Here is a 20,492-nt window from a genome sequence, read left to right as displayed (position 1 = left end):
CACGGGCTTGAGAGCATCCGATAGCCTCTGCCGACATGCCGCCCGGGTGCCACCCAAGGGGCGCCACCACCATGCACATGACCGGCGCCCACGCGCCGGCACCAGGGAGTGAGTTCGGTTGTCGACCGCCATCCTCACCGGTCAGCCGGTCCCCGGATCGTCGATCGAGGACGACCTGCGCTCGCTCGGCTTCGACGTCCGGATCGCCGCCGACGCCACCGAGGCGGAAACGCTGCTCGCGGCCGTTCCGGGCGACCGGCGCGTCGCCGTCGTGGACGCCCGCTTCGTCGGTCACCGGCACGCGCTGCGCCTCGGCCTCACCGACCCCCGCTTCCCGCTCGCCGCGGTACCGGGCGCCGTCACCGCGCAGCCGGCCGGCCGCCAGGCCCTGACCCGCGCGATGGCCCGGGAGAACTCGGCCGGCGGCGGCACGACCCTCCTCGACAACCTCGCCGACCGCATCGTCACCGCCCTCGACGCCGACGGCTCGGACGTGCACCACGCCGAGCTGGGCAGCCTCGTCGCCACGGTCCCCGCCGACGCGCAGGCCGGCAGCGAGGCACGCCAGGCCGTCGCCGCCGTGGACGACGAGGCCGTACGCCTGAAGTCGGCCGTGAAGTCCCGCGACGGCTTCTTCACCACCCACTTCATCAGCCCCTACTCGCGCTACATCGCCCGCTGGTGCGCCCGCCGCGGCCTCACCCCGAACCAGGTCACCACCGCCTCCCTCATCACCGCGCTGATCGCGGCGGGCTGCGCGGCCACCGGTACCCGCGCCGGGTTCGTCGCGGCCGGCGTCCTGTTGATCGCGTCCTTCGTCCTGGACTGCACCGACGGCCAGCTCGCCCGCTACTCCCTGCAGTACTCGACCCTCGGCGCCTGGCTCGACGCCACCTTCGACCGGGCCAAGGAGTACGCCTACTACGCGGGCCTCGCGCTGGGAGCGGCCCGGGGCGGCGACGACGTATGGGCGCTCGCGCTCGGCGCGATGATCCTGCAGACCTGCCGGCACGTCGTGGACTTCTCCTTCAACGAGGCCAACCACGACGCCACCGCCAACACCAGCCCCACCGCCGCCCTCTCCGACAAGCTCGACAGCGTCGGCTGGACGGTCTGGGTGCGCCGGATGATAGTCCTGCCCATCGGCGAACGATGGGCGATGATCGCCGTCCTCACGGCAGTGACAACCCCCCGCATCACCTTCTACGTGCTCCTCGTCGGCTGTGCCTTCGCGGCGACCTACACGGCGGCGGGCCGGGTGCTGCGCTCGCTGACCCGGAAGGCGCGGCGGACGGACCGGGCGGCGCAGGCGCTGGCGGACCTCGCGGACAACGGGCCGCTGGCCTCGGCCGTGGCGAAGCTGCGCGGCCCGAACACCCGGTTCTATGCGAGTTCCCCGCTGTTGTTCGCGGTGCTCGGCGTCGCCGTCCTTATTTCGACGGTTCTCTCCGGTGACCTCTGGACCGCGGTCGGCGGTGCCGTCGTCTATGCCGTCACTTCGGGTCTCGCCCTCTCCCAGCCCCTCAAGGGCGCCCTCGACTGGCTGGTCCCGCCGCTCTTCCGGGCGGCCGAATACTGCACGGTCCTGGTGCTCGCGGCCAAAGCGGAGGTAAACGGAGCGCTTCCGGCGGCTTTCGGCCTGGTGGCCGCCGTCGCCTACCATCACTACGACACGGTGTACCGCATTCGCGGCAACGCCGGGGCGCCCCCGGCCTGGCTGGTGCGCGCCATCGGGGGGCAGGAGGGGCGGACGCTGCTCGTCACCGTTCTCGCCGCCGCGCTCACCGCGTCGCAGTTCCCGGTCGCGCTCACGGTCCTGGCCGTGGCCGTGGCCCTGCTGGTGCTCGTCGAGAGCATCCGCTTCTGGGTGTCCGCAGGGGCGCCCGCCGTACACGATGAAGGAGAACCCGCATGATCGGCCTCGTGCTGGCGGCCGGCGCCGGACGGCGTCTGCGCCCCTACACCGACAGCCTTCCCAAGGCTCTGGTGCCGGTGGGGCCCGCGGGCATAGAGGGCGAACCGACGGTTCTGGACCTGACGCTCGGCAACTTCGCCGAGATCGGTCTGACCGAGGTCGCGATCATCGTCGGCTACCGCAAGGAGGCCGTGTACGAGCGCAAGGCGGCCCTTGAGGCGAAGTACGGCCTCAAGCTCACCCTCATCGACAACGACAAGGCCGAGGAGTGGAACAACGCCTACTCCCTGTGGTGCGGACGTGACGCCCTCAAGGACGGCGTGATCCTCGCCAACGGCGACACCGTCCACCCGGTCTCCGTCGAGAAGACCCTGCTCGCCGCCCGCGGCGACGGCAAGCGGATCATCCTCGCCCTCGACACCGTCAAGTCCCTTGCGGACGAGGAGATGAAGGTCGTCGTCGACCCCGCCAAGGGCATGACGAAGATCACCAAGCTGATGGACCCCGCCGAGGCCACCGGTGAGTACATCGGCGTGACCCTCATCGAGGGCGACGCCACCCCCGAACTGGCCGACGCGCTCAAGACGGTGTGGGAGACCGACCCGCAGCAGTTCTACGAGCACGGCTACCAGGAACTCGTCAACCGCGGCTTCCGGATCGACGTGGCCCCGATCGGCGACGTCAAGTGGGTCGAGATCGACAACCACGACGATCTGGCCAAGGGGCGTGAGATCGCGTGCCTGTACTGACCCGGCTGATTCCCTCGCCCGTCGTCGTGGACATCCGCCCGGGTGCCCTCGACGACCTGGCCGGTGTCCTCTCCGACGAGCGAATCTCGCACTCCGGCAAGCTCGCGATCGCCGTCAGCGGCGGCTCCGGCGCCCGGCTGCGCGCGCGCCTCGAACCGAGCCTGCCCGGCGCCACCTGGTACGAGGTCGGCGGCGGTACCCTCGACGACGCGATCCAACTGGCCGGCGACATGAAGGCCGGTCACTACGACGCGGTCGTGGGCCTCGGCGGCGGCAAGATCATCGACTGCGCCAAGTTCGCCGCGGCACGCATCGGCCTGCCACTGGTCGCCGTACCGACGAACCTCGCGCACGACGGCCTGTGCTCGCCGGTCGCCACCCTCGACAACGACGCGGGCCGAGGCTCCTACGGCGTGCCGAACCCGATCGCGGTCGTCATCGACCTGGACGTCATCCGCGAGGCACCGGCGCGCTTCGTGCGGGCCGGTATCGGTGACGCGATCTCCAACATCAACTCGATCGCGGACTGGGAACTGTCCAACCGCGTCACCGGCGAGAAGATCGACGGCCTCGCCGCCGCCATGGCCCGGCAGGCCGGCGAGGCGGTGCTGCGGCACCCCGGGGGCATAGGGGACAGCGGCTTCCTCCAGGTGCTCGCCGAGGCCCTGGTCCTCACCGGAATCGCGATGTCGATCTCGGGCGACTCACGTCCCGCCTCCGGTTCCTGCCACGAGATCAACCACGCCTTCGACCTGCTCTTCCCCAAACGCGCCGCCGCCCACGGCGAGCAGTGCGGACTGGGCGCGGCCTTCGCGATGTACCTGCGCGGAGCCCACGAGGAATCGGTGTACACGGCCGAGGTGCTGCGCCGGCACGGACTGCCGGTGCTGCCGGAGGAGATCGGCTTCACGGTGGACGAGTTCGTCCGCGCCGTGGAGTTCGCTCCTCAGACCCGCCCCGGCCGCTACACGATCCTCGAACACCTCGACCTGAAAACCGACCAGATCAAGGACATCTACGCCGACTATGTCAAGGCCATCGGTAGCTGAACTCCGTCCCGTCGTCCACCCCGCAGGGGTGAAGGACCGGCGCAGCGGTGAGCACTGGATGGGACGCCTCTACATGCGTGAGGTGTCCCTGCGGGTGGACCGCTACCTGGTGAACACCAGGGTCTCGCCCAACCAGCTCACGTACCTGATGACCGTCTTCGGCGTGCTCGCCGCCCCGGCGCTGCTGGTGCCGGGGATCACGGGCGCCGTGCTGGGCGTGGTGTGCGTCCAGATGTATCTGCTGCTGGACTGCGTGGACGGCGAGATCGCCCGCTGGCGCAAGCAGTACTCGCTGGCCGGGGTCTACCTCGACCGGGTCGGCGCCTACCTCACCGACGCGGCCGTGCTCGTTGGCTTCGGGCTGCGCGCCGCCGACCTGTTCGGCAGCGGCCGTATCGACTGGCTGTGGGCCTTCCTCGGCACGCTGGCCGCGCTCGGCGCGATCCTGATCAAGGCCGAGACCGACCTGGTCGGGGTCGCCCGGCACCAGACCGGCAAGGAGCCGGTGCAGGAGTCCGCGGCCGAGATGCGGTCCTCCGGGATGGCGCTGGCCCGGCGGGCCGCCGCCGCCTTCAAGTTCCACCGGCTGATCCTCGGCATCGAGGCCTCCCTGCTGATCCTGGTCCTCGCGATCGTGGACCAGATGCGCGGCGACCTGTTCTACTCGCGGCTCGGCGTCGCCGTACTCGCCGGCATCGCGCTGCTCCAGACCCTGCTGCACCTGGTGTCGATCCTCGCGTCGAGCAGGCTGAAGTGAGCGGCATGAAGGTCGGCGCGGTGATCATCACCATGGGCAACCGGCCCGACGAACTACGGGCGTTGCTCGACTCGGTCGCTAAGCAGGACGGCGACCGGGTCGAGGCGGTCGTCGTCGGCAACGGCTCGCCCGTCCCGGACGTGCCGGACGGGGTCCGGACCATAGAGCTGCCCGAGAACCTCGGCATTCCCGGCGGGCGCAACATCGGCCTGGAGGCCTTCGGGCCCTGTGGTCGAGATGTCGACATGGTGATGTTCCTCGACGACGACGGGCTGCTCGCCCAGCACGACACCGCCGAACTGTGCCGCCAGGCCTTCGCCACCGACCCCCGGCTCGGCATCATCAGCTTCCGCATCGCCGACCCGGACACCGGCGTCACCCAGCGCCGCCACGTCCCCCGGCTGCGCGCCTCCGACCCGATGCGCTCCTCCCGCGTCACCACCTTCCTCGGCGGCGCCAACGCCGTCCGCACCAAGGTCTTCGCCGAAGTCGGCGCATTGCCGGACGAGTTCTTCTACGCCCACGAGGAGACCGACCTCGCCTGGCGGGCCCTCGACGCCGGCTGGATGATCGACTACCGGTCCGACATGGTCCTGTACCACCCGACGACGGCGCCCTCCCGGCACGCGGTCTACCACCGCATGGTCGCCCGCAACCGGGTCTGGCTGGCCCGCCGCAACCTCCCCGCCCCCCTCGTCCCCGTCTACCTCGGGGTGTGGCTGCTGCTCACCCTCCTGCGCCGGCCCTCGCGTCCTGCCCTGCAGGCCTGGTTCGGCGGTTTCAAGGAGGGCTGGACCACTCCGTGCGGACCGCGCAGGCCCATGAAGTGGCGTACGGTGTGGCGGCTGACCCGACTGGGCCGGCCCCCGGTGATCTGACAGGCTCGACGGTGTGTGACCGGGCGCTCGGCGCGCGGACGCCCCTGAACCGTGTCCGGCGGCGGATACGTGTCGCTTCCTGTAGCACAATTCCGTAAGACGAACGCATGACGATCGTAAGACGCATCCGAACATGAAGGCTTCCACACCTTGAGTGAGACAACGCATGACGGCGGGGTCGCGGTGAGCCCGCGCCCGTCGCCCGACGAAGGCCTCACGGCGCCGCAGCTCGCCGCCAAGTACGGGCTGACCGTGAGCGGCGCCCGCCCCGGACTCGTCGACTACGTCCGCCAGCTCTGGGGACGACGTCACTTCATCCTGGCCTTCTCCCAGGCGAAGCTGACGGCCCAGTACAGCCAGGCGAAGCTCGGCCAGCTCTGGCAGGTGGCCACCCCGCTGCTGAACGCGGCCGTCTACTTCTTCATCTTCGGCGTCATCCTGAAGGCCAGCCGGGGCATGTCGCGGGACGTGTACATCCCCTTCCTGGTCACGGGCGTCTTCGTGTTCACCTTCACGCAGAGCTCGATCATGGCGGGCGTCCGCGCGATCTCCGGCAACCTCGGCCTGGTGCGCGCGCTGCACTTCCCGCGCGCCTCGCTGCCGATCTCCTTCGCGCTCCAGCAGCTCCAGCAGCTGCTGTTCTCGATGACCGTGCTGTTCGTCATCGTGATCGGCTTCGGCAGCTACCCGAGCCTGTCGTGGCTGCTGATCCTTCCGATCCTGCTGCTGCAGTTCCTCTTCAACACCGGGCTCGCGCTGATCGTGGCGCGGATGGGCGCCAAGACCCCGGACCTCGCCCAGCTGATGCCGTTCATCCTGCGCACCTGGATGTACACGTCCGGCGTCATGTTCTCCATCAGCAAGATGATGGAGGGCCGCTCCGAGGTGTTCGTCCGCCTGCTCCAGGTGAACCCGGCCGCGATCTACATGGACCTGATGCGCTTCGCGCTCATCGACGGCTACGGCGCCTCGAACCTGCCGCCGCACGTCTGGGCCATCGCGACCTTCTGGGCCGTGGTCCTGTTCGCCGGCGGCTTCGTTTACTTCTGGCAGGCGGAAGAGAGGTACGGCCGTGGCTGAGCCCAGCGTCGAGCAGAACCCGGTGGACCGGGCTCCGGGGGCACTGATCCCCACCGTCATCGCGGACGAACTGCACATCGTCTACCGCGTGCACGGTGCCAAGACCGGCAAGGGCAGCGCCACCTCCGCCCTCAGCCGCATAGTCAAGCGCGGCGAGGAACGCGGCGTACGCAAGGTGCACGCCGTCAAGGGCGTCTCCTTCGTCGCCTACCGCGGTGAGGCCGTCGGCCTGATCGGTTCGAACGGCTCGGGCAAGTCGACCCTGCTGCGTGCCATCGCCGGCCTGCTCCCGGCCGAGAGCGGCCGGGTCTACACCAACGGCCAGCCCTCGCTGCTGGGTGTGAACGCGGCCCTGATGAACGACCTCACCGGTGAGCGGAACGTCATCCTGGGCGGTCTCGCCATGGGCATGAGCCGCGAACAGGTCAAGGAGCGCTATCAGGACATCGTCGACTTCTCCGGGATCAACGAGAAGGGCGACTTCATCACCCTTCCCATGCGCACCTATTCCTCCGGAATGGCGGCCCGGCTGCGCTTCTCCATCGCCGCCGCCAAGGACCACGACGTCCTGATGATCGACGAGGCGCTGGCCACCGGCGACCGCAAGTTCCAGGTGCGCTCCGAGGGGCGCATCCGCGAGATGCGGAAGTCCGCGGGCACGGTGTTTCTCGTCAGTCACAACAACAAGTCGATCCGCGACACCTGCGACCGGGTGCTGTGGCTGGAACGCGGCGAACTGCGGATGGACGGGCCGACCGACGAGGTCATCAAGGAGTACGAGAAGTTCACGGGCAAGTAGTCCACTCGCACATGGGCGCAAAAGCCCGGAACGCTTCCCAGGGCCTCGCCGGAACTGCTCCGGCGGGGCCCCGCGTCTGCAAAGGAAACGTCAACTCGGCCCGGCCCAAGGAATCTTGACGCCAATCGGTGTGTTGTTGTGATGTGCAGGACACCCCGAGGAAGCTCGCTGCGTTGTACAACGTAAGCTGTACCGGTGCCGAATAGCGGCAAGTGGGGCGATAATGCGCGACACCCAAATGCGGGTCACCGTGCGGACGACTGGGCGGCGTGTCCGAAATAGTGTGTATTGGGTCGGCAGTGTAGAACGGGAGATGTGACGGCAATGGCTACGGAAACTCCCCAGCTCACCGAAGCATGTGCCGTCCCCGCCCCGGGCAGTGAGCGGTGACGGGAAGCGGCTCCGCCGCCACCGGTGATCCGGAGCGCGGCACACTCGACAAGGCCGCGGGCGAGAACTTCCCCGTGGCGCCTTTCTTCCTGCCCAGGGCGTGGCGCACCGACCTCATGGCGGTCTACGGATTCGCCCGCCTCGTCGACGACATCGGCGACGGCGACCTCGCCCCCGGCGGCGCCGACGCCCGGCTGCTCGGCGTGTCGCCCGAGGACGCGGAGGACCGCCTGCTCCTTCTCGACGCCTTCGAGGCCGATCTGCGCCGGGTCTTCGACGGCACCCCGCACCACCCCCTGCTGCGCCGCCTCCAGCCGACCGTCCGCCGGTGCGCGCTCACCCCGGAACCCTTCCTCGGCCTGATCGCGGCGAACCGCCAGGACCAACTCGTCACGCGCTACGAGACCTACGACGATCTCCTTGCCTACTGTGAACTCTCCGCGAACCCGGTCGGCCGCCTCGTCCTCGGTGTCACCGGCACGGAGACCCCCGAGCGGGTCCGGCTCTCCGACATGGTCTGCACCGCACTGCAGATCGTCGAACACCTTCAGGACGTGACCGAGGACCTCGGCCGCGACCGCATCTACCTGCCCGCCCAGGACATGAAGCGCTTTCACGTCCAGGAAGCGGATCTCGCCACGCCCTCCGCGGGCGCATCGGTGCGCGCACTGGTTGCATACGAAGCAGAACGCGCCCGCGATCTCCTGAATGAAGGCGCCCCCCTGGTGGGTAGCGTCCACGGCAGACTGAAGCTGCTGCTCGCGGGGTTCGTGGCGGGGGGACGGGCGGCGGTCGGAGCGATCGTCGCCGCCGAATACGACGTACTTCCCGGCCCGCCCAAACCCGGCAAGATCCAGTTGCTGCGTGAGGTGGGCGTGACTCTGCGAGGAGAGGGGTGATCCGGACCGTGGAGTCTGCTCCGCACATGTCCGCGCCGGTACTCGCCGCCTACAGCTACTGCGAGGCCGTCACCGGACAACAGGCGCGCAATTTCGCGTACGGCATCAGACTGTTGCCCACGCCGAAGCGCCGCGCCATGTCGGCGCTGTACGCGTTCTCACGGCGTGTCGACGACATCGGCGACGGCACGCTGGCGACCGAGGTGAAGTCGGCGCGGCTGGAGGACACCCGGGCGCTGCTGACCCGGGTGCGCGAAGGCAAGGTCGAGGAGGACGACACCGACCCGGTCGCGGTCGCCCTCGCGCACGCGGCCGAGGCCTTCCCGATCCCGCTCGGCGGCCTGGACGAGCTGATCGACGGCGTCCTCATGGACGTCCAGGGCGAGACCTACGAGACCTGGGACGACCTGAAGGTCTACTGCCGCTGCGTCGCGGGCGCGATCGGGCGGCTCTCGCTCGGCGTGTTCGGCACGGAGGCGGGGGCGCGCGGCTCCGAACGCGCCTCGGAGTACGCCGACACGCTGGGGCTCGCGCTCCAGCTCACCAACATCCTGAGAGACGTCCGCGAGGACGCCGAGGGCGGCCGTACCTATCTGCCCGCCGACGACCTCGCGAAATTCGGCTGTTCGGCCGGGTTCAACGGGCCGACTCCGCCGGAGGGCTCCGACTTCGCGGGTCTCGTGCACTTCGAGGTGCGCCGGGCCCGCACCCTTTTCGCCGAGGGCTACCGACTGCTCCCCATGCTCGACCGCCGCAGCGGCGCCTGTGTCGCCGCGATGGCCGGCATCTACCGCCGCCTCCTGGACCGTATCGAGCGCGAGCCGGAGGCCGTGCTGCGCGGCCGGGTCTCGCTCCCCGGACGCGAGAAGGCCTACGTCGCCGTGCGCGGCCTGTCCGGACTGGACACCCGCCACGTCACGCGCACGACCCTCAGGAGGCGCACCTAATGGACAAAGTGGGCCAAGGTGATGTCAGCGGAGAAATGCGGCACGCAACCCTCCGGTCTGAAGTCGCGTCCCTGACTGCAACGACCTGCCACGGTGGGCGCACAGGGGGGAGTGCACGATGAGCGACGGGACGCAGGGCGGCGACGGGCTGCCCTCGGATCCATCGGCGGGCGGGGCCGCACGGCATGCCGTCGTGGTCGGCGGCGGGCTGGCCGGCGTGACCACCGCGCTCGCGCTCGCCGACGCCGGAGTCCGCGTGACGTTGCTCGAAGGCCGGCCGCGCCTCGGCGGACTCGCCTTCTCCTTCCAGCGCGGAGACCTCACCGTCGACAACGGACAGCACGTGTATCTGCGCTGCTGCACCGCCTACCGCTGGTTCCTCGACCGCATCGACGGCGCGGCGCTTTCGCCGCTGCAGGATCGTCTCGACGTGCCCGTACTCGACGCGAACCGCCCCGAGGGACGCAGGCTCGGCAGACTGCGGCGCGATCCGCTGCCCGTGCCGCTGCATCTCGGGCGCAGCCTCGCCACCTACCCGCATCTCTCGCTCGCCGAGCGCGCCAAAGTCGGCCGTGCCGCACTCGCGCTCAAAGCGCTCGACCTCAACGATCCGGCCCTGGACACGCAGGACTTCGGCAGCTGGCTGGCCGCGCACGGTCAGTCGGCGCGTGCCGTCGAGGCACTGTGGGACCTGGTGGGGGTCGCCACCCTCAACGCGGTGGCCGGCGATTCCTCGCTGGCGCTGGCCGCGATGGTGTTCAAGACCGGTCTGCTCTCCGACCCGGGCGCGGCCGACATCGGCTGGGCCCATGTGCCGCTGGGTGAACTGCACGACCGGCTGGCCCGCAAGGCGCTCGACTCCGCGGGCGTGCGCACCGAAGTCCGTACACGCGTCACCTCCATCTCTACTGACGAGAACGGGCGTTGGAGCGTTCAGGTTCCCGGTGAGACCCTTGAGGCCGACGCCGTCGTCCTCGCCGTACCCCAGCGCGAGGCCCACGATCTGCTGCCCGACGGGGCCCTCGACGCCCCTGAGCGGCTGCTCGCCATCGACACCGCGCCGATCCTCAACGTCCACGTCGTCTACGACCGCAAGGTGCTCGCCCGGCCCTTCTTCGCCGCGCTGGGCAGCCCCGTGCAGTGGGTGTTCGACCGGACCGGGGCGTCCGGGCTGAAGGACGGCCAGTACCTGGCGCTGTCCCAGTCCGCCGCGCACGACGAGATCGACGAGACCGTCGCCGAACTGCGCGAGCGCTACCTCCCCGAACTGGAACGGCTGCTGCCCGGTGCGCGCGGCGCCGAGGTGAGGGACTTCTTCGTGACCAGGGAGCGCACGGCGACGTTCGCTCCCGCCCCCGGCGTCGGACGGCTGCGGCCCGGCGCCCGCACCAAGGCCCCCGGCCTGTACCTGGCCGGAGCGTGGACCGCCACAGGGTGGCCCGCGACCATGGAAAGTGCGGTCCGTAGTGGGGTGAGCGCGGCCGACGCCGCGCTCGCTGCCCTGGGCCGGCCCCGCCCCCATCGGCTCTTCGAGTTCGAGGAGGCGGCGTGATGCTCGACGAGCACGCGGCAGGCCCCCGCACCCCCGGTACCGCGACAAGAGGAGAGACTGTGCCCACTGTGCCCCCGGCCGAGACGGCCGCTGCGAGGACCGCGGTGGACGTGTCCGCGCTCCTGGAGCGCGGCCGGACCCTTGCCACACCGGTGCTGCGGGCCGCCGTGGACCGTCTGGCACCGCCCATGGACACCGTCTCCGCCTACCACTTCGGCTGGATCGACGCCGAGGGCAACCCGGCCGCCGGCGACGGTGGCAAGGCCGTGCGCCCCGCGCTCGCCGTGCTCTCCGCCGAGGTCACCGGTGCCGCCCCCGAGGTCGGCATCCCGGGTGCCGTCGCCGTCGAGCTGGTACACAACTTCTCGCTGCTGCACGACGACCTGATGGACGGCGACGAACAGCGCCGGCACCGCGACACCGTGTGGAAGGTGCACGGCCCCGCGCAGGCCATCCTGGTCGGCGACGCCCTGTTCGCGCTCGCCAACGAGGTCCTGCTGGAGCTGGGCACCGTCGAGGCAGGCCGCGCCACCCGCCGTCTCACCAGCGCGACCCGCGCCCTCATCGACGGCCAGGCGCAGGACATCTCCTACGAGCACCGCGACCGCGTCAGCGTCGAGGAGTGCCTGGAGATGGAGGGCAACAAGACCGGCGCCCTGCTCGCCTGCGCCTCCTCCATCGGGGCCGTGCTCGGCGGTGCGGACGACCGCACCGCCGACGTCCTGGAGAAGTACGGCCACCACCTCGGCCTGGCCTTCCAGGCCGTCGACGACCTCCTCGGCATCTGGGGCGACCCGGAGTCCACCGGGAAGCAGACCTGGAGCGATCTGCGCCAGCGCAAGAAGTCCCTGCCCGTGGTGGCGGCGCTCGCGGCGGGCGGACCCGCCTCCGAGCGGCTCGGCGAGATCCTCGCCGCCGACGCCAAGAGCAGTGACTTCGAGAACTTCTCCGAGGAGGAGTTCGCGGCCCGCGCCGCGCTCATCGAGGAGGCCGGCGGTCGCGAGTGGACCGCCGAAGAGGCACGCCGTCAGCACACCATCGCCATCGAGGTCCTGGACGCCATCACCATGCCCGACCGGGTTCGGGCGCAGTTCACGGCGCTCGCCGACTTCGTCGTCGTACGAAAGAGATGATCACTATCGGTCGAATAGCCCTCGCGTAGTCGCCGGCCGGTGCTGCGAACGAACGAGTACCGGCCGACGGCGGACCCACAGCAGAGACATGCCACTGCACGAAGGGGAAGCCATGACAGCGACGACCGACGGAAGCACCGGGGCGATGCGGCCCCGTGTTGCCGCGGCCAGCGAAACCGACATCAACACCCCCGTGGCGGCCGGGGTGCAGGACGCCGCCGCACTCGCCGTGCAACGCGCCACCGACTTCCTGCTCTCCCTCCAGGACGCGCAGGGCTGGTGGAAGGGCGACCTCGACACGAACGTCACGATGGACGCCGAGGATCTGTTGCTCCGTCAGTTCCTGGGCATCCGCGACGAGTCGACGACCCGGGCCGCCGCACTCTTCATCCGCGGCGAGCAGCGCGAGGACGGCACCTGGGCCAGCTTCTACGGCGGCCCGGGCGAACTCTCCACCACCATCGAGGCGTACGTCGCCCTCCGGCTCGCCGGTGACGCGCCGGACGCCCCGCACATGGCGAAGGCCTCCGCGTGGGTCCGCGAGCGCGGCGGGATCGCCTCGGCCCGGGTCTTCACCCGGATCTGGCTCGCCCTGTTCGGCTGGTGGAAGTGGGACGACCTGCCCGAACTCCCGCCGGAACTCATCTACTTCCCCACCTGGGTCCCCCTCAACATCTACGACTTCGGATGCTGGGCCCGGCAGACCATCGTGCCGCTGACGGTCGTCTCCGCGAAGCGGCCGGTACGGCCCGCGCCCTTCCCGCTCGACGAACTGCACACCGACGCGGACAACCCGAATCCGGTGAAGCCCCTTGCCAAGGTGGCGAGTTGGGACGGCGCCTTCCAGCGGCTCGACAAGGCGCTGCACCTCTACCGCAAGGTCGCCCCGCGCAAGCTGCGCAAGTCCGCGATGAACACGGCGGCGCGCTGGATCATCGAGCGGCAGGAGAACGACGGCTGCTGGGGCGGCATCCAGCCGCCGGCCGTGTACTCGGTGATCGCCCTGCACCTGCTGGGCTACGACCTCGAACACCCCGTGATGCGCGCGGGACTTGAGTCGCTGGACCGGTTCGCGATCTGGCGCGAGGACGGGGCCCGGATGATCGAGGCCTGCCAGTCCCCGGTGTGGGACACCTGCCTCGCGACCATCGCGCTCGCCGACGCGGGCGTGCCGGCCGATCACCCCCAACTGGTCAAGGCCGCCGACTGGATGCTCGGGGAGGAGATCGTCCGCCCCGGCGACTGGGCGGTCAAACGGCCCCAACTGCCGCCCGGCGGCTGGGCGTTCGAGTTCCACAACGACAACTACCCCGACATCGACGACACCGCCGAGGTCGTGCTCGCGCTGCGCCGGGTCAGACATCACGACCCGGAACGCGTCGACCGGGCCGTCGGACGCGGAGTCCGCTGGAACCTCGGAATGCAGTCCAAGAACGGCGGTTGGGGCGCCTTCGACGTCGACAACACCAGCCCCTTCCCCAACCGGCTGCCGTTCTGCGACTTCGGCGAGGTGATCGACCCGCCGTCGGCGGACGTCACCGCGCACGTCGTCGAGATGCTCGCCGTCGAGGGCCTCGCCCACGACCCGCGCACCCGGCGCGGCATCGAGTGGCTGCTCGCCGAACAGGAGCCGGACGGCTCGTGGTTCGGCCGCTGGGGCGTCAACTACGTATACGGCACAGGGTCCGTGGTACCCGCCCTCGCCGCCGCCGGGCTCCCCGGCTCGCACCCGGCGATCCGGCGCGCGGTGACCTGGCTGGAGACCGTGCAGAACGACGACGGCGGCTGGGGCGAGGACCTGCGCTCCTACAAGTACGCCAAGGAGTGGAGCGGCCGGGGCGCCTCGACCGCCTCGCAGACGGCCTGGGCGCTGATGGCCCTGCTGGCGGCGGGGGAGAAGGACTCCAAGGCCGTCGAGCGAAGCATCGAATGGCTCGCGACCACCCAGCGGGAGGACGGCTCCTGGGACGAGCCCTACTTCACGGGGACCGGCTTCCCGTGGGACTTCTCCATCAACTACCACCTCTACCGGCAGGTCTTCCCGCTCACCGCGCTCGGGCGCTACGTCCATGGAGAACCGTTCACCCGGACCGTCTCCCCGGCCGTCTCCCCGACCAAGGGGGGCTGATGAGCACCCGGCCCGCCGCTCCGCCGCTGTTGATCGCCTGCGCGCTCGGCATCGAGCACCTCGCCCTGCGCACCGGCGACCGCTCCGGCGCCGGCGGGCAGCTCACCGTCCTGCGGACGGGCATGGGGCCCGCGGCGGCCGAAGCGGCTGTCACCCGACGCCTCGCCGACCCGGCGCTGTCCGAGGCCGCCGTGCTGGCCACGGGCTTCTGCGCCGGACTCGCCCCCGGGATGCACCCCGGTGACCTGGTGGTCGCCGAGGAGACCCGGGACCCGCGCGGAACCGTTCCGTGCGTCGCCACCGAACTGCTCGTCAAGGAACTGGTGCGGGCCCTGCCCGGACGCACCGTCCACACCGGCCCCCTCACCGGCTCCGATCACGTCGTCCGCGGTCACGAACGGTCGGATCTGCTCGCGACCGGCGCGATCGCGGTCGACATGGAGTCGGCGGCCACGCTGCTGAGCGCCGTGCGCACGGGCGCGCGCCCGGTTGCGGCCGTACGGGTGGTCGTGGACGCTCCTGAACATGAACTCGTCCGGATCGGCACGGTGCGCGGTGGAATATCGGCTTTCCGCGTTCTTCGTTCCGTTCTTCCCGCTTTTTTCGAATGGCACCGTTCTTTGCTGCTCCCTCGGAGGTGAGCCAGATGGCCATGCCGCTGCGCCAGACAATCAAGGTCGCTACATACTTGGCTGAACAGAAGCTCCGCAAGCGGGACAAGTTCCCCCTGATCGTGGAGCTGGAACCGCTCTTCGCGTGCAATCTGAAGTGCGAGGGCTGCGGCAAGATCCAGCACCCGGCGGGCGTGCTCAAGCAGCGCATGCCGGTGGCGCAGGCCGTCGGGGCAGTGCTCGAATCCGGTGCGCCAATGGTGTCCATCGCGGGCGGCGAGCCCCTGATGCACCCTCAGATCGACGAGATCGTGCGGCAGTTGGTGGCGAAGAAGAAGTACGTCTTCCTCTGCACCAACGCCATGCTGCTGCGCAAGAAGCTCGACAAGTTCAAGCCCTCCCCGTACTTCGCCTTCGCGGTGCACATCGACGGCCTGCGCGAGCGGCACGACGAGTCCGTGGCGAAGGAGGGTGTGTTCGACGAGGCCGTGGAGGCGATGAAGGAGGCCAAGAAGCGCGGCTTCCGGGTCACCACCAACTCCACCTTCTTCAACACCGACACCCCGCAGACCATCATCGAGGTCCTGAACTTCCTCAACGACGACATCAAGGTCGACGAGATGATGATCTCGCCCGCCTACGCCTACGAGAAGGCGCCCGACCAGGAGCACTTCCTCGGCGTCGCGCAGACCCACGAGCTGTTCAAGAAGGCCTTCGCAGGCGGCAACCGCCGGAAGTGGCGGCTCAACCACTCCCCGCTCTTCCTGGACTTCCTGGAGGGCAAGGTCGACTTCCCGTGCACGGCCTGGGCGATCCCGAACTACTCGCTCTTCGGCTGGCAGCGCCCCTGCTACCTGATGAGCGACGGGTACGTACCCACGTACCGCGAACTCATCGAGGAGACCGACTGGGACAAGTACGGCCGCGGCAAGGACCCGCGCTGCGCCAACTGCATGGCGCACTGCGGCTACGAGCCCACCGCCGTCCTCGCCACCATGGGCTCCCTCAAGGAGTCGCTGCGGGCCATGCGCGAGACCGTCGCCGGAAACCGCGACTGACGTCATGACCGCAGTGTCCCTGGGCGTCCCCGAGATGCCGGTCCGGCCGATCGCCGAGCGACGTGTGTCGCGACGCATCCAGGTCGGACCGGTGGCGGTCGGGGGCGGGGCCCCCGTGTCGGTCCAGTCGATGACCACGACCCGTACGTCGGACATCGGCGCCACCCTCCAGCAGATCGCCGAACTCACCGCGTCCGGCTGCCAGATCGTCCGCGTCGCCTGCCCCACGCAGGACGACGCGGACGCGCTGGCCACCATCGCCCGCAAGTCGCAGATCCCGGTGATCGCTGACATCCACTTCCAGCCCAAGTACGTCTTCGCCGCGATCGAGGCCGGATGCGCGGCAGTTCGCGTGAACCCCGGCAACATCAAGCAGTTCGACGACAAGGTCAAGGAGATCGCGCGGGCCGCCAAGGACCACGGCACGCCGATCCGCATCGGGGTCAACGCCGGTTCCCTGGACCGGAGGTTGCTCCAGAAGTACGGCAAAGCCACCCCCGAGGCACTCGTCGAGTCGGCCCTGTGGGAAGCCTCGCTCTTCGAGGAGCACGGCTTCGGCGACATCAAGATCTCCGTCAAGCACAACGACCCCGTGGTGATGGTCAACGCCTACCGGCTGCTGGCCGCGCAGAGCGACTATCCGCTGCACCTCGGGGTCACCGAGGCCGGGCCCGCCTTCCAGGGCACGATCAAGTCGGCGGTCGCCTTCGGGGCGCTGCTCAGCGAGGGCATCGGCGACACGATCCGGGTGTCGCTGTCCGCCCCGCCGGTGGAGGAGGTCAAGGTCGGCCTCCAGATCCTGGAGTCGCTGAACCTCAAGCCCCGCCGTCTTGAGATCGTGTCGTGCCCGTCCTGCGGGCGTGCCCAGGTGGACGTCTACAAGCTCGCCGACGAGGTCACGGCGGGCCTGGAAGGCATGGAGGTGCCGTTGCGCGTCGCGGTCATGGGCTGCGTCGTCAACGGGCCCGGCGAGGCGCGGGAGGCGGACCTCGGCGTCGCCTCCGGCAACGGCAAGGGCCAGATCTTCGTCAAGGGCGAGGTCGTCAAGACCGTGCCCGAGTCGAAGATCGTGGAGACCCTCATCGAGGAGGCGATGAAGATCGCCGAGCAGATGGAGCAGGACGGCGTCGCGGCGGGGGAGCCGGCCGTCACCGTGAGCTGAACAGCACGGACCGAAGGGGGCCCGACGTGACGATCCTGGAGAGCATCCGTCAACCACGCGACCTGAAGGCGCTGTCCGAGGCGGAACTCGGTGAACTGTCCGAAGAGATAAGGGAGTTCCTGGTGCACGCGGTGGCCAGGACCGGCGGCCACCTCGGGCCCAACCTGGGTGTGGTGGAACTGACCATCGCGCTCCACCGGGTCTTCGAGTCACCGGTCGACCGCATCGTCTGGGACACCGGCCACCAGAGCTATGTGCACAAGCTTCTGACGGGCCGTCAGGACTTCTCGAAACTGCGCGGCAAGGGCGGCCTGTCCGGCTACCCCTCCCGTGAGGAGTCCGAGCACGACATCGTCGAGAACAGTCACGCGTCCACCGCGCTCGGCTGGGCCGACGGCCTCGCCAAGGCCCGCCAGGTGCAGGGCGAGAAGGGCCATGTCGTCGCGGTCATCGGCGACGGCGCGCTCACCGGCGGCATGGCCTGGGAGGCGCTGAACAACATCGCCGCCGCCAAGGACCGCCCGCTGATCATCGTCGTCAACGACAACGAGCGCTCCTACTCGCCCACCATCGGCGGCCTCGCCAACCACCTGGCCACCCTGCGCACGACCGACAGCTACGAGAAGATCCTCGCCTGGGGCAAGGACGTCCTGCTGCGCACCCCGGTCGTCGGCAACACCGTCTACGAGTCGCTGCACGGCGCGAAGAAGGGCTTCAAGGACGCGTTCGCCCCGCAGGGCATGTTCGAGGACCTGGGCCTCAAGTACGTCGGCCCGATCGACGGACACGACATCGGCGCCGTCGAGTCGGCGCTACGCCGCGCGAAACGCTTCCATGGACCGGTCCTGGTCCACTGCCTCACGGAGAAGGGACGCGGCTACGAACCCGCCCTCGCCCACGAGGAGGACCACTTCCACACCGTCGGCGTGATGGATCCGCTCACCTGCGAGCCCCTCGTGCCCTCCAACGGCCCTTCCTGGACCAGTGTGTTCGGCGACGAGATCCTGCGCATCGGGGAGGAGCGGGAGGACGTGGTGGCGATCACGGCGGCCATGCTGCACCCGGTCGGGCTCGGCAAGTTCGCCGCGAGGTTCCCCGACCGCGTGTGGGACGTCGGCATCGCCGAACAGCACGCGGCCGTGTCGGCGGCCGGGCTCGCGACCGGCGGACTGCATCCCGTCGTCGCCGTCTACGCCACCTTCCTCAACCGCGCCTTCGACCAACTCCTGATGGACGTGGCGCTGCACCGCTGCGGGGTGACGTTCGTCCTGGACCGCGCCGGAGTGACCGGAGTTGACGGAGCGTCACACAACGGCATGTGGGACATGTCCATCCTCCAGGTCGTCCCCGGCCTGAGGATCGCCGCCCCGCGCGACGCCGACCAACTCCGCGCCCAGCTGCGGGAAGCGGTCGCCGTCGACGACGCGCCGACCCTCGTCCGCTTCCCGAAGGAGTCGGTCGGACCGGAGATCCCCGCGATCGACCGCGTGGGCGGCCTCGACGTCCTGCACCGGGGGGCGGGGACACCCGAGGTGCTGCTCGTCGCCGTGGGAGTGATGGCGCCCGTCTGCCTCCAGGCCGCCGAACTTCTCGAAGCCCGGGGCATCAACTGCACGGTGGTGGACCCCCGTTGGGTCAAGCCCGTCGACCCGGCGCTGCCCGGTCTCGCCGCCGAACACCGCCTGGTGGCCGTCGTCGAGGACAACAGCCGTGCCTCCGGCGTCGGCGCCGCCGTGGCGCTGGCCCTCGGTGACGCCGAAGTCGACGTCCCCGTGCGGAGGTTCGGCATCCCGGAGCAGTTCCTCGCGCACGCCAAACGCGGCGAGGTGCTCGCCGACATCGGCCTCACACCCGTCGAGGTCGCCGGACGGATCAGCGCAAGCCTGGCGGTCAAGGACACGACCGGCCACGCAGCCAAGGAGAAACCCGAATGACCAAGGAGTTCGACCTCACCGCGCTCTTGGCCGAGCGCGGAGCCGAGCGCTACGAGCTGCACACCAAGTACCTCAACCACCAGCTCCCGCGCATGCTCCACACCATCGGCTTCGACAAGGTCTACGAGCGGGGCGAGGGCGCCTACTTCTGGGACGCGGACGGCAACGACTACCTCGACATGCTCGCCGGGTTCGGGGTGATGGGCCTCGGCCGCCACCACCCCGTCGTCCGCAAGGCGCTGCACGACGTCCTCGACGCCCAGCTCGCCGACCTCACCCGCTTCGACTGCCAGCCGCTGCCCGGCCTGCTCGCCGAGAAGCTGCTCGCCCACAGCCCGCACCTGGACCGGGTGTTCTTCGGCAACAGCGGTACGGAGGCGGTCGAGACAGCGCTCAAGTTCGCCCGCTACGCCACCGGCAAGCCGCGCGTCCTGTACTGCGACCACGCCTTCCATGGCCTGACCACCGGCTCGCTCTCGGTCAACGGCGAGGACGGCTTCCGGGACGGCTTCGCCCCGCTGCTGCCCGACACCGCCGTGCCGCTCGGTGATCTCGACGCCCTGGCACGGGAGTTGAAGAAGGGCGACGTCGCCGCCCTCGTCGTCGAACCGATCCAGGGCAAGGGTGTCCACGAGGCGCCGCCCGGCTATCTGCGCGCAGCGCAGGAACTCCTGCGCCGGCACAAGGCGTTGCTCATCGCCGACGAGGTGCAGACGGGGCTGGGCCGTACCGGCGACTTCTACGCCTACCAGCACGAGGAGGGTGTGGAGCCCGACTTGGTGTGTGTGGCCAAGGCGCTGTCCGGCGGCTATGTGCCGGTCGGCGCCACCCTCGGCAAGGACTGGATCTTCAAGAAGGTCTACTCGTCCATGGACCGCGTGCTGGTCCACTCGGCGAGTTTCGGGTCCAACGCCCAGGCCATGGCGGCAGGCCTCGCCGTGCTGTCCGTCGTGGAGAACGAGCAGATCGTCGCCAACGCCCGTGCCACCGGGGACCAGTTGAGGGCGCGGCTCGCGGCGCTGGTCGACAAGTACGAGTTGCTCGCCGACGTACGCGGCCGGGGTCTGATGATCGGCATCGAGTTCGGGAAGCCCAAGTCGCTGAAGCTGCGCAGCCGTTGGACCATGCTCCAGGCCGCGCGCAAGGGACTGTTCGCGCAGATGGTGGTCGTACCGCTGCTCCAGCGGCACCGCATCCTCACCCAGGTCTCCGGCGACCACCTGGAGGTCATCAAGCTGATTCCGCCGCTGATCGTCGGTGAGCGCGAGGTGGACCGGTTCGTCGAGGCGTTCACGGCCGTGATGGACGACGCGCACAGTGGCGGCGGGCTGATGTGGGACTTCAGCCGGACGCTCGTGAAGCAGGCGGTCGCCAACCGCTGAGCTGCGAGAACCGAGATTTTTGCCTCTGTGGCAAGAAATTTGCCGCAGGGGCAAAAGTCCGGCTGAATG

18 protein-coding genes are annotated in these 20,492 nt (G+C 69.8%); all 18 read left to right on the top strand.

The window, feature by feature from the left end; all coding sequences use genetic code 11:
• The first annotated feature begins 118 nt into the window (after positions 1 to 118).
• Positions 119 to 1,915 (top strand): DUF5941 domain-containing protein, encoded by a 1,797-nt coding sequence (locus ACIBJH_RS31550; RefSeq protein ID WP_399120292.1) that lies wholly within the window; start codon positions 119 to 121, stop codon positions 1,913 to 1,915.
• Positions 1,912 to 2,664 (top strand): phosphocholine cytidylyltransferase family protein, encoded by a 753-nt coding sequence (locus ACIBJH_RS31545; RefSeq protein WP_262057373.1) that lies wholly within the window; start codon positions 1,912 to 1,914, stop codon positions 2,662 to 2,664. Before ACIBJH_RS31550 ends, ACIBJH_RS31545 begins: the two co-directional genes overlap by 4 nt.
• Positions 2,652 to 3,713 carry an iron-containing alcohol dehydrogenase family protein gene (locus ACIBJH_RS31540; protein WP_399120291.1) on the top strand — a complete coding sequence of 354 codons (1,062 nt, stop codon included), beginning with the start codon at positions 2,652 to 2,654 and terminating at the stop codon, positions 3,711 to 3,713. The genes ACIBJH_RS31545 and ACIBJH_RS31540 overlap by 13 nt, the downstream gene beginning before the upstream one ends.
• A complete protein-coding gene (locus ACIBJH_RS31535) occupies positions 3,691 to 4,470 on the top strand; it encodes a CDP-alcohol phosphatidyltransferase family protein (RefSeq protein WP_399120290.1) in 780 nt (259 codons plus the stop codon). Before ACIBJH_RS31540 ends, ACIBJH_RS31535 begins: the two co-directional genes overlap by 23 nt.
• A 5-nt stretch (positions 4,471 to 4,475) precedes the next feature.
• Entirely contained in the window at positions 4,476 to 5,348 is an 873-nt protein-coding gene (locus ACIBJH_RS31530) for a glycosyltransferase family 2 protein (RefSeq protein WP_399120473.1), read from the top strand.
• A gap of 150 nt (positions 5,349 to 5,498) precedes the next feature.
• Positions 5,499 to 6,428: an ABC transporter permease gene (locus tag ACIBJH_RS31525; protein WP_399120289.1), complete on the top strand. Its 930-nt coding sequence runs from the start codon at positions 5,499 to 5,501 to the stop codon at positions 6,426 to 6,428.
• Entirely contained in the window at positions 6,421 to 7,227 is an 807-nt protein-coding gene (locus ACIBJH_RS31520; protein ID WP_399120288.1) for an ABC transporter ATP-binding protein, read from the top strand. The genes ACIBJH_RS31525 and ACIBJH_RS31520 overlap by 8 nt, the downstream gene beginning before the upstream one ends.
• Positions 7,228 to 7,613: 386 nt before the next feature.
• The gene (gene hpnC, locus ACIBJH_RS31515) at positions 7,614 to 8,516 is read left to right on the top strand and encodes a squalene synthase HpnC (RefSeq protein ID WP_399120287.1); all 903 of its coding nucleotides are present in this window, start codon (positions 7,614 to 7,616) and stop codon (positions 8,514 to 8,516) included.
• Positions 8,513 to 9,463: a presqualene diphosphate synthase HpnD gene (hpnD, locus tag ACIBJH_RS31510; RefSeq protein WP_399120286.1), complete on the top strand. Its 951-nt coding sequence runs from the start codon at positions 8,513 to 8,515 to the stop codon at positions 9,461 to 9,463. The genes hpnC and hpnD overlap by 4 nt, the downstream gene beginning before the upstream one ends.
• Positions 9,463 to 9,585, top strand: a complete 123-nt coding sequence (locus ACIBJH_RS31505) for a DUF6380 family protein (protein ID WP_399120285.1) — start codon at positions 9,463 to 9,465, stop codon at positions 9,583 to 9,585. Before hpnD ends, ACIBJH_RS31505 begins: the two co-directional genes overlap by 1 nt.
• A complete protein-coding gene (gene hpnE, locus ACIBJH_RS31500; RefSeq protein WP_399120284.1) occupies positions 9,582 to 11,015 on the top strand; it encodes a hydroxysqualene dehydroxylase HpnE in 1,434 nt (477 codons plus the stop codon). The genes ACIBJH_RS31505 and hpnE overlap by 4 nt, the downstream gene beginning before the upstream one ends.
• On the top strand, positions 11,015 to 12,148 hold the full coding sequence (locus ACIBJH_RS31495) for a polyprenyl synthetase family protein (protein WP_399120283.1): 1,134 nt from the start codon (positions 11,015 to 11,017) through the stop codon (positions 12,146 to 12,148). The genes hpnE and ACIBJH_RS31495 overlap by 1 nt, the downstream gene beginning before the upstream one ends.
• A gap of 112 nt (positions 12,149 to 12,260) precedes the next feature.
• Complete coding sequence (shc, locus tag ACIBJH_RS31490) at positions 12,261 to 14,276, top strand: squalene--hopene cyclase (RefSeq protein WP_399120282.1); 2,016 nt, start codon at positions 12,261 to 12,263, stop codon at positions 14,274 to 14,276.
• Positions 14,276 to 14,917 (top strand): 1-hydroxy-2-methyl-2-butenyl 4-diphosphate reductase, encoded by a 642-nt coding sequence (locus ACIBJH_RS31485; RefSeq protein WP_399120280.1) that lies wholly within the window; start codon positions 14,276 to 14,278, stop codon positions 14,915 to 14,917. Before shc ends, ACIBJH_RS31485 begins: the two co-directional genes overlap by 1 nt.
• A gap of 5 nt (positions 14,918 to 14,922) precedes the next feature.
• Positions 14,923 to 15,945: an adenosyl-hopene transferase HpnH gene (gene hpnH / locus ACIBJH_RS31480; protein WP_019069695.1), complete on the top strand. Its 1,023-nt coding sequence runs from the start codon at positions 14,923 to 14,925 to the stop codon at positions 15,943 to 15,945.
• A gap of 4 nt (positions 15,946 to 15,949) precedes the next feature.
• A complete protein-coding gene (gene ispG / locus ACIBJH_RS31475) occupies positions 15,950 to 17,107 on the top strand; it encodes a flavodoxin-dependent (E)-4-hydroxy-3-methylbut-2-enyl-diphosphate synthase (RefSeq protein ID WP_399120279.1) in 1,158 nt (385 codons plus the stop codon).
• A gap of 26 nt (positions 17,108 to 17,133) precedes the next feature.
• Entirely contained in the window at positions 17,134 to 19,041 is a 1,908-nt protein-coding gene (dxs, locus tag ACIBJH_RS31470; RefSeq protein WP_399120278.1) for a 1-deoxy-D-xylulose-5-phosphate synthase, read from the top strand.
• Complete coding sequence (locus ACIBJH_RS31465; protein ID WP_399120276.1) at positions 19,038 to 20,423, top strand: aspartate aminotransferase family protein; 1,386 nt, start codon at positions 19,038 to 19,040, stop codon at positions 20,421 to 20,423. The genes dxs and ACIBJH_RS31465 overlap by 4 nt, the downstream gene beginning before the upstream one ends.
• Positions 20,424 to 20,492: the final 69 nt, after the last annotated feature.

It is taken from the genome of Streptomyces sp. NPDC050548, assembly GCF_044457385.1.
Lineage (GTDB): Bacteria > Actinomycetota > Actinomycetes > Streptomycetales > Streptomycetaceae > Streptomyces.
This window is presented reverse-complemented; position numbering and strand designations above follow the sequence as displayed.

Excerpts from the sequence above, each read along its gene's own strand:
- ACIBJH_RS31545 (WP_262057373.1), top strand. The coding sequence starts at position 1,912 with ATGATCGGCCTCGTGCTGGCGGCCGGCGCCGGACGGCGTCTGCGCCCC.
- ACIBJH_RS31535 (WP_399120290.1), top strand. The coding sequence starts at position 3,691 with ATGTCAAGGCCATCGGTAGCTGAACTCCGTCCCGTCGTCCACCCCGCA.
- ACIBJH_RS31530 (WP_399120473.1), top strand. The coding sequence starts at position 4,476 with ATGAAGGTCGGCGCGGTGATCATCACCATGGGCAACCGGCCCGACGAA.
- ACIBJH_RS31505 (WP_399120285.1), top strand. The coding sequence starts at position 9,463 with ATGGACAAAGTGGGCCAAGGTGATGTCAGCGGAGAAATGCGGCACGCA.
- hpnE (WP_399120284.1), top strand. The coding sequence starts at position 9,582 with ATGAGCGACGGGACGCAGGGCGGCGACGGGCTGCCCTCGGATCCATCG.
- ACIBJH_RS31495 (WP_399120283.1), top strand. The coding sequence starts at position 11,015 with ATGCTCGACGAGCACGCGGCAGGCCCCCGCACCCCCGGTACCGCGACA.
- shc (WP_399120282.1), top strand. The coding sequence starts at position 12,261 with ATGACAGCGACGACCGACGGAAGCACCGGGGCGATGCGGCCCCGTGTT.
- ACIBJH_RS31485 (WP_399120280.1), top strand. The coding sequence starts at position 14,276 with ATGAGCACCCGGCCCGCCGCTCCGCCGCTGTTGATCGCCTGCGCGCTC.
- hpnH (WP_019069695.1), top strand. The coding sequence starts at position 14,923 with ATGGCCATGCCGCTGCGCCAGACAATCAAGGTCGCTACATACTTGGCT.
- ispG (WP_399120279.1), top strand. The coding sequence starts at position 15,950 with ATGACCGCAGTGTCCCTGGGCGTCCCCGAGATGCCGGTCCGGCCGATC.
- ACIBJH_RS31465 (WP_399120276.1), top strand. The coding sequence starts at position 19,038 with ATGACCAAGGAGTTCGACCTCACCGCGCTCTTGGCCGAGCGCGGAGCC.